Annotated in this window: 7 protein-coding genes and 2 tRNA genes; all 9 read left to right on the plus strand. The window is 57.0% G+C overall.

Annotation, left to right across the window (positions count from 1 at the left end):
• Positions 1-108: 108 nt before the first annotated feature.
• The 9 genes from uvrC to P1S46_10850 all read left to right on the plus strand — a co-directional run bounded on the left by uvrC (position 109) and on the right by P1S46_10850 (position 6,221).
• Positions 109-1,938 (plus strand): excinuclease ABC subunit UvrC, encoded by a 1,830-nt coding sequence (gene uvrC / locus P1S46_10810; protein MDF1536969.1) that lies wholly within the window; start codon positions 109-111, stop codon positions 1,936-1,938.
• Entirely contained in the window at positions 1,935-2,501 is a 567-nt protein-coding gene (mobB, locus tag P1S46_10815) for a molybdopterin-guanine dinucleotide biosynthesis protein B (protein MDF1536970.1), read from the plus strand. The genes uvrC and mobB overlap by 4 nt, the downstream gene beginning before the upstream one ends.
• Before the next feature lie 107 nt (positions 2,502-2,608).
• The gene (locus tag P1S46_10820; GenBank protein MDF1536971.1) at positions 2,609-3,412 is read left to right on the plus strand and encodes a hypothetical protein; all 804 of its coding nucleotides are present in this window, start codon (positions 2,609-2,611) and stop codon (positions 3,410-3,412) included.
• A 67-nt stretch (positions 3,413-3,479) separates the two neighbouring features.
• On the plus strand, positions 3,480-4,061 hold the full coding sequence (locus P1S46_10825) for a lytic transglycosylase domain-containing protein (GenBank protein MDF1536972.1): 582 nt from the start codon (positions 3,480-3,482) through the stop codon (positions 4,059-4,061).
• A 6-nt stretch (positions 4,062-4,067) separates the two neighbouring features.
• Positions 4,068-4,628, plus strand: coding sequence for a CDP-diacylglycerol--glycerol-3-phosphate 3-phosphatidyltransferase (pgsA, locus tag P1S46_10830; GenBank protein ID MDF1536973.1), 561 nt, complete (start codon positions 4,068-4,070; stop codon positions 4,626-4,628).
• An 89-nt stretch (positions 4,629-4,717) separates the two neighbouring features.
• Positions 4,718-4,792 (plus strand) — tRNA-Gly (locus tag P1S46_10835).
• A gap of 94 nt (positions 4,793-4,886) precedes the next feature.
• Complete coding sequence (locus P1S46_10840; protein ID MDF1536974.1) at positions 4,887-5,561, plus strand: Crp/Fnr family transcriptional regulator; 675 nt, start codon at positions 4,887-4,889, stop codon at positions 5,559-5,561.
• Positions 5,562-5,648: 87 nt separating this feature from the next.
• Positions 5,649-5,990 carry a nitrous oxide-stimulated promoter family protein gene (locus tag P1S46_10845; GenBank protein MDF1536975.1) on the plus strand — a complete coding sequence of 114 codons (342 nt, stop codon included), beginning with the start codon at positions 5,649-5,651 and terminating at the stop codon, positions 5,988-5,990.
• A gap of 157 nt (positions 5,991-6,147) precedes the next feature.
• Positions 6,148-6,221, plus strand: a tRNA-Cys gene (locus P1S46_10850).
• The last annotated feature ends 78 nt before the right edge of the window (positions 6,222-6,299 follow it).

Here is a 6,299-nt window from a genome sequence, read left to right on the forward strand (position 1 = left end):
GAAAGGGAAAACGACGCTTTTCCCTTTCCCCAGGACATTAAGGAGCCAGGAAAAGTCCCGCCTGGACTTTTTGCGACTCTATCAAATGTGAAATTGGAGTTCTAACCGTTGAAACCCGCACTCAAGGACCAGCTCAAGCATATCCCCGCCTCACCCGGAGTCTACATTTACCGGGACAAGGACTGTGCGGTCCTTTACGTCGGCAAGGCCAAGAACCTGAATAAAAGAGTCCGCCAGTATTTCACCGGGACACAGGGCAACCGGACGGGGCTGTTCGTACCGCTTATCGAAAGCATCGAGACCATCGTCGCCGGCACCGAGAAAGAGGCCCTGCTCCTGGAAAGCGCTCTCATCAAGCGTTATCGCCCCCCCTTCAACGTGGATCTCAAGGACGACAAGAGTTACCCCTGCTTCAGGATCACTGTAAAGGAACGATACCCGAGGTTCCAGATCACCCGCAGGATCACCCGTGACGGCAGCCTCTATTTCGGCCCTTTCACGAACGCCGGGGCCGCCCGCAAAACCCTCGGATGGCTCGAGAGAGCGTTCCCCCTCAGGCGCTGCCGCGGAGTCAACCCCGGGGGCAGAGGGAGACCGGGTCGTCCGTGCCTCGACCACCAGATGGGACGCTGCCTTGGACCTTGCGGGGGGAATGTCGATCCCGAACGCTACCGGAAGATCGTGGACGAACTCGTGGAATTTTTAAAGGGCAGGGGATCCCGTGTCGTCAGGGAGATGGAGGCCCGGATGAACAAGGCCTCCCGTGATCTGCGGTTCGAGGATGCCGCTTTCCTGCGGGACCGGATCCAGGCTGTCAGAACGGTCCTGGAAAAACAGGATGTCGTGGGAGACCCGGGTGAAGACCTGGATGTCCTCGGATTCGCCTCTTCCGGTGAGATCGGTGTGCTGACCTGCCTTTTTGTTCGCTCGGGAACCCTGGTCGGACGGTCCGACACCGTGGTGACCGGCTCCGTGAACCGGAACCAGGCTCTGGACGCTTTCATATCGAGGCGCTACCGCGAGGGAACGATGGTTCCGCCCAGGATCCTCCTGCCGGAGGGGATCGAGTTCAGCTCTGCCCACGAAGAACAGCTTGCGGAATTCGCCGGGAGAAAGATCCGGATATACACGCCGGTAAGGGGCAGGGGAGTCCGGCTTGTTAAACTGGCGGAAGAGAACGCAAGGCAGGCCCTGAAAGAGAATGTCACCCGCACGAAGGCGGCTGATACAGTCAGTACCGAGATCGGACGGGCCCTGAAACTGCCTGCCCCCCCCCGAAGGATCGAATGCGTGGATATCTCCCATACAGCTGGGAAAGGTACCTACGGAAGTATCGTCGCCTGGGAAAGCGGTTCCCTGGTCAAGGAACAGTACCGGCTTTACAAGGTGGGTGGAGACGTAGCGCCCGGTGACGATTACGCCGCTCTTGCCCACGTCCTGCAGCGCCGTTTCGCCGGTTCCGCAGCCGATTCTCTTCCTGACCCGGATCTTCTTCTTATCGACGGGGGACGCGGTCAGCTGGCAAGGGCCGGGAAAGTTCTATCAGAGCAGGGAGCCGACCACGTCCGGCTGTCATCGATATCCAAGGGCAAGGCGGCCGCCAGGAAGGGGCAAAGCAGAGCCCGGGATGAGGTGCACCTGCCGGATCGCATCAACCCCGTCAAATTTCCCGCGCAATCGGGGGCTCTGCACCTTCTTCAGCTGCTGAGGGACGAAGCTCACCGGTTTGCCCTGTCAACCCACCGTAAAAGCAGGGCAAAGGGCGATCTTTTAAGCACCCTTGACGGGATCGACGGAGTCGGCCCGGCCAGGAGGAAAGCCCTGCTGGGCAGGTTCCGTTCTGTGGAGGAGATAAGGGCCGCACCGGTGGAGGAGATCGCCTCCGTTCGGGGATTGAACCTGTCAGTTGCCGAAAAGATCAAGGAGAGCCTCAGATGACCTTCGACACTCCACCCCGGGACATCCAGCCACCCGATGTTCCGCCGCTTATTGTTCCCGTAGTCGCGTTCATAGCGGCACGGTCCGGCACCGGCAAGACGACCCTCATGGAGTCGGTCCTCAAGGAGCTGACCGCGAGAGGATATCGCGTCGGCACAGTGAAACATTCCGCCCACCGTGTCCGGATTGACAAGGAGGGCAGCGATTCCTGGCGCTTTTCCAGGGCGGGGGCGGTCAACAGTGTCGTTGTCGGTGATAACAAGATGGCCGTCATGAGGCCCGCTCCTGAAAATGCCGCCGGACAGGCCATCCGGGACGCCGCCCGCAACGCCGATATCGTCCTGGTGGAAGGGTTCAAGGAGATCGATCTTCCGAAGATCGAGGTCTACAGAAAGGATCACAGCACCGAACTGCTGGCTGGCCGGGGTGCGGCGGAAAGCTTCGGGATCATCGCTGTGGCGACGGATGGTGATCTCCATGTCGATGATGTGCCGGTACTGCCCCTGAACGAACCTCGCGTGGTGTGTGATTTTATTGTGGAGCGTTTTTTCAAGGGCGGTTAACAGTGAATGTTTATCAGATTTCGGATTTCGGGTTGACATATCGAATTAAACTGACGAAAATGACATTGTTTTAATACTATTTACCAGGAATTTCACGGGAGGCGAAAATGGTCGTTATCAGGACATCCCTGGCCATCGCGGTTTCCATCGCCATCCTCGCCGTCAGCGGATGCGTCACCAGTGACGGTCGGAGTAACAGAGGTTGGGTGGTCATCGGCGACACAACGAACCCTCCGCCGAGGACCGGCAGGGATCCGGAGCCTCACCCCGGTAAGGGTAAGGGGCTTGATGTCGCGGCCAGGAACCACATCCGTTCCGCCTACCGGTTCCTGAAGAATGACAAGCCCGACCATGCGCTGCGGGAGCTTGAGAAAGCGCGCGGCAAGATGGACAGCGATTTCTGGTACCATTACTACCTGGGCGGCGCCTATTACATGAAGGGCATGCATTCCCAGGCCCGTGACAGCTGGGAGATGGCGTACCGCTTTACCCAGGACTATCGGCTCAGGTCCCGCATCCGCACGTGCCAGTCCTTCGTCGTTTTTCGTATCCAGGGGCAGCAGCCCACCCTGGGTTTCCTGCGCAATGCGGTCGACATGGACCTTGATAACGGAACGGCCCGGGGCCTGCTGGACGACCTTTTTGCCGATCGGGAGCATCCTGAAAGCCGGTCCGGGTCAGGTGGCGATCAGCCGGCTTTTGTCAGGGATATGCTGGAAAATTCGAAGTACGAAACCAGTGATGAAGACAAGGACAACGATCGCCATAACGACTCCGACGGGAGAGAAACAGGACCCGGGAAAAAAGGCGGGCCTGGCCACGACAAGAAATCAAAGGACAAGGAAAAAAAGCGCTACCGCATTGAGGACAACGAACAGTTTGCCGCCTACTTTTTCGTGGAGATGCCCTAGCCGGCAGTTTACCGTTCACAGTTCACAGCATACAACGATACCGTATGACCATCTGAGTCTTTAAAAGATGAAACGGATCATTACCCACATTTCGGTATTCGCAATCCTGATGCTGCCTATGGCGGCAACGGCTGACATCTATCATCATGTTGATGAGCGGGGAATAAAAGTATTTTCCGACAGGCAGTCCCACCCGGCATCCGAGATTTACCTGAGGGAGAGGGGGAGTTTCCGGCTCGCTTCCACAGGCTCCTACTACCCCTACAGGGAGATCGTGGTGGAAGCGTGTTCCCTTTACAGGATGGACGAGGCACTGATACGGGCAGTCATGGAAGTTGAATCGGATTACAACCGTTACGCGGTGTCCAGCGCAGGCGCCCGGGGGCTCATGCAGCTCATGCCGGGCACCGCTGCCGTACTGGGTGTGAGGAACACGTGGGACCCGAAACAGAACATCCAGGCGGGGACGCGTCACCTGAACGGTCTTCTCAAACGCTTTTCAGGGGACCTGGAGCTGACCCTTGCCGCCTACAACGCCGGCACCAGCACCGTCATCCGATACGGCAGCGTCCCACCCTACCCGCAGACCCAGAACTATGTTAAGAAGGTCATCAGCCTGTATCGCACCTATGCGGGATTCGGCCGGTAATTCTAAATGAAGATCAACACCATTCCCAACTGGCTCACCTTCGGCCGGATCATGTTCCTTCCGGTCATCATTGTCCTGACATCGTTTCCATCCAGGGAGTTCGGTATCGCAGCCGCCGTGGTTTTCTCGGTTGCGGCCATCACCGATCTCCTCGACGGATACATCGCACGGAAAACCGACCAGGTGAGCGAATTCGGAAAACTGCTAGATCCCATTGCCGACAAGATCATCGTGGCGGCGGCTTTCATCATGCTGGTACACCTGGACCGCGCTCCCGCCTGGCTGGTGGCCCTTATCATCAGCCGCGAGTTTGCGGTGTCAGGTCTGAGGGCCTACGCGGGTACCAGGAACGTCGTCATCGAGGCCGGGTTTGCCGGAAAAACCAAAACGACCCTTCAGGTCCTTGCCATCATAGGGCTCATGGTCAACTACAACCTGTGGGGTTTTCCTTTCCATGAGGCGGGAATCATCCTACTCGTGGCTGCCTTTGTGACCACCATGTGGTCCGGTTACCGCTATTTCATGGATTATGCCGCCATTATAAAGGAAGATCCTCACAGCGGCTGAATCGCTTCTTTAACGTCTCAACGAGCCGTTTTAAGACGTTTTAAGAGGTTGAATTCATGGGGCAATTCTGTTATATAGTTGTCCCTCAAGCGGGAATAGCTCAGTGGTAGAGCGCCACGTTGCCAACGTGGATGTCGCGGGTTCAAATCCCGTTTCCCGCTCCAGAAAATTACTCAGGGCTCCATTTGGAGCCCTTAATAATTTTCTGGAGATGAGGTAAGCAAGGGGGGCAAAGATGAAACGTTTTTTGGAATTTTCATGTATACCGGTAACAAACAAGTGGTTTTAGCCCGCTTCCCCCTGTTTTCAGGTCTTGAAGAAGAGCATCTGAAGACCCTGGCCGAAATCGCCGCCCCAAAGAGGATCGCGAAAAAGTCACTGCTTTTCCGCGATGGAGAGGAGGCCAGGGGTTTCTATCTCCTCGTAAGCGGGAAGGTCAAGCTGTATAAGGTCAGTTCCTCCGGGAAGGAGCAGATCCTCCATTTCGTGCTGCCGGGCCAGTCCTTTGCCGAGGCCGCCCTTTACATGGACAGGGCCTACCCCGCGACCGCGGAGGCCATCGAGGAATCCGAGCTGTTCTACATCCCGCGGGAAGCCCTCTCCAGGGCCATGTCCTCCGATCCCGCGCTGGCCATGAACCTTGTTGCCCACCTTGCGCGTTACCTCCAGCTGCTGACGCGGAAAGTCGAGGAACTTTCTCTCATGGACGCGACATCGAGGCTGGCGCGGCACCTCCTCGGAGCGATGGACCAGACAACCGGGCTGGTCCGCCTTGCTGCCGGAAAGGGACAGACTGCTTCCAGCCTCGGAATGGCCGTCGAGACCTTCTCCAGGACACTCACACGGTTCAAGGACGACGGCGTCGTCAAGGAAGCATCCCCGGGCGTCCTGCAGGTCCTGGACCGGGAACGTCTTAAAGGATATACCGGATGAAACCTGTCCAGAACGAAGTAAAAGGAACGAAGAACGAAGACATTATTTTTTCTTCGCGCTTCGCACTTTGATCTTCGAGCTTTTGCCATGCCCCCACTACCCACATCCGATCCTGAATACATCCGGGCTGATGCCCGGAAGCTTGTCCGGTTCGTCTCGATGTACTGCGACAGTCATCACCGGGACAGGTCCAGGATACCCTTTTCCTTCGAACCGGGGAAAACCCCCGTTCACATCCAGTCGGGTCCACCCCTTTGTGATGAGTGTACCGCCCTGCTGCGCCACGCTATCGTCATGCGGGTTCTTTGCCCCCTCGACCCGAAACCTAAGTGCCGCAAATGTCCCCGGCACTGTTACAGACCCGGGTACAAGGAGGAGATGGAAAGGGTGATGAAATACGCGGGACCGCGAACACTCTTCCACCGCTAACATGATCTCGTCCAGTGTTTTGGGTTTTGTGTTTCGAGTTTTGGGTTGGATACCGTGAACTGTGAACCGTAAACTGTAAACGGTTCATCCGATTGACAACAATCGGGATGAACCTCTATTGACATTAAACCTGTTAAAAACTAATATTCCTTAGCCCGGCGCCATCGCCAAGTGGTAAGGCAGAGGCCTGCAAAGCCTTTATCCCCGGTTCGAATCCGGGTGGCGCCTCCAACTTTGATAGGGTCGCAAAAAGTCCAATCCGGGACTTTTTGCTCAACGGAAAGGGAAAAGCGTCGTTTTCCCTTTCCT

It is taken from the genome of bacterium, from assembly GCA_029210545.1.
GTDB lineage: Bacteria > BMS3Abin14 > BMS3Abin14 > BMS3Abin14 > BMS3Abin14 > JARGFV01.

Bases quoted from the DNA above. Each gene is read 5' to 3' on its own strand.
- mobB (MDF1536970.1), top strand. From the start codon at position 1,935: ATGACCTTCGACACTCCACCCCGGGACATCCAGCCACCCGATGTTCCG.
- P1S46_10820 (MDF1536971.1), top strand. From the start codon at position 2,609: ATGGTCGTTATCAGGACATCCCTGGCCATCGCGGTTTCCATCGCCATC.
- P1S46_10825 (MDF1536972.1), top strand. From the start codon at position 3,480: ATGAAACGGATCATTACCCACATTTCGGTATTCGCAATCCTGATGCTG.
- pgsA (MDF1536973.1), top strand. From the start codon at position 4,068: ATGAAGATCAACACCATTCCCAACTGGCTCACCTTCGGCCGGATCATG.
- P1S46_10840 (MDF1536974.1), top strand. From the start codon at position 4,887: ATGTATACCGGTAACAAACAAGTGGTTTTAGCCCGCTTCCCCCTGTTT.
- P1S46_10845 (MDF1536975.1), top strand. From the start codon at position 5,649: ATGCCCCCACTACCCACATCCGATCCTGAATACATCCGGGCTGATGCC.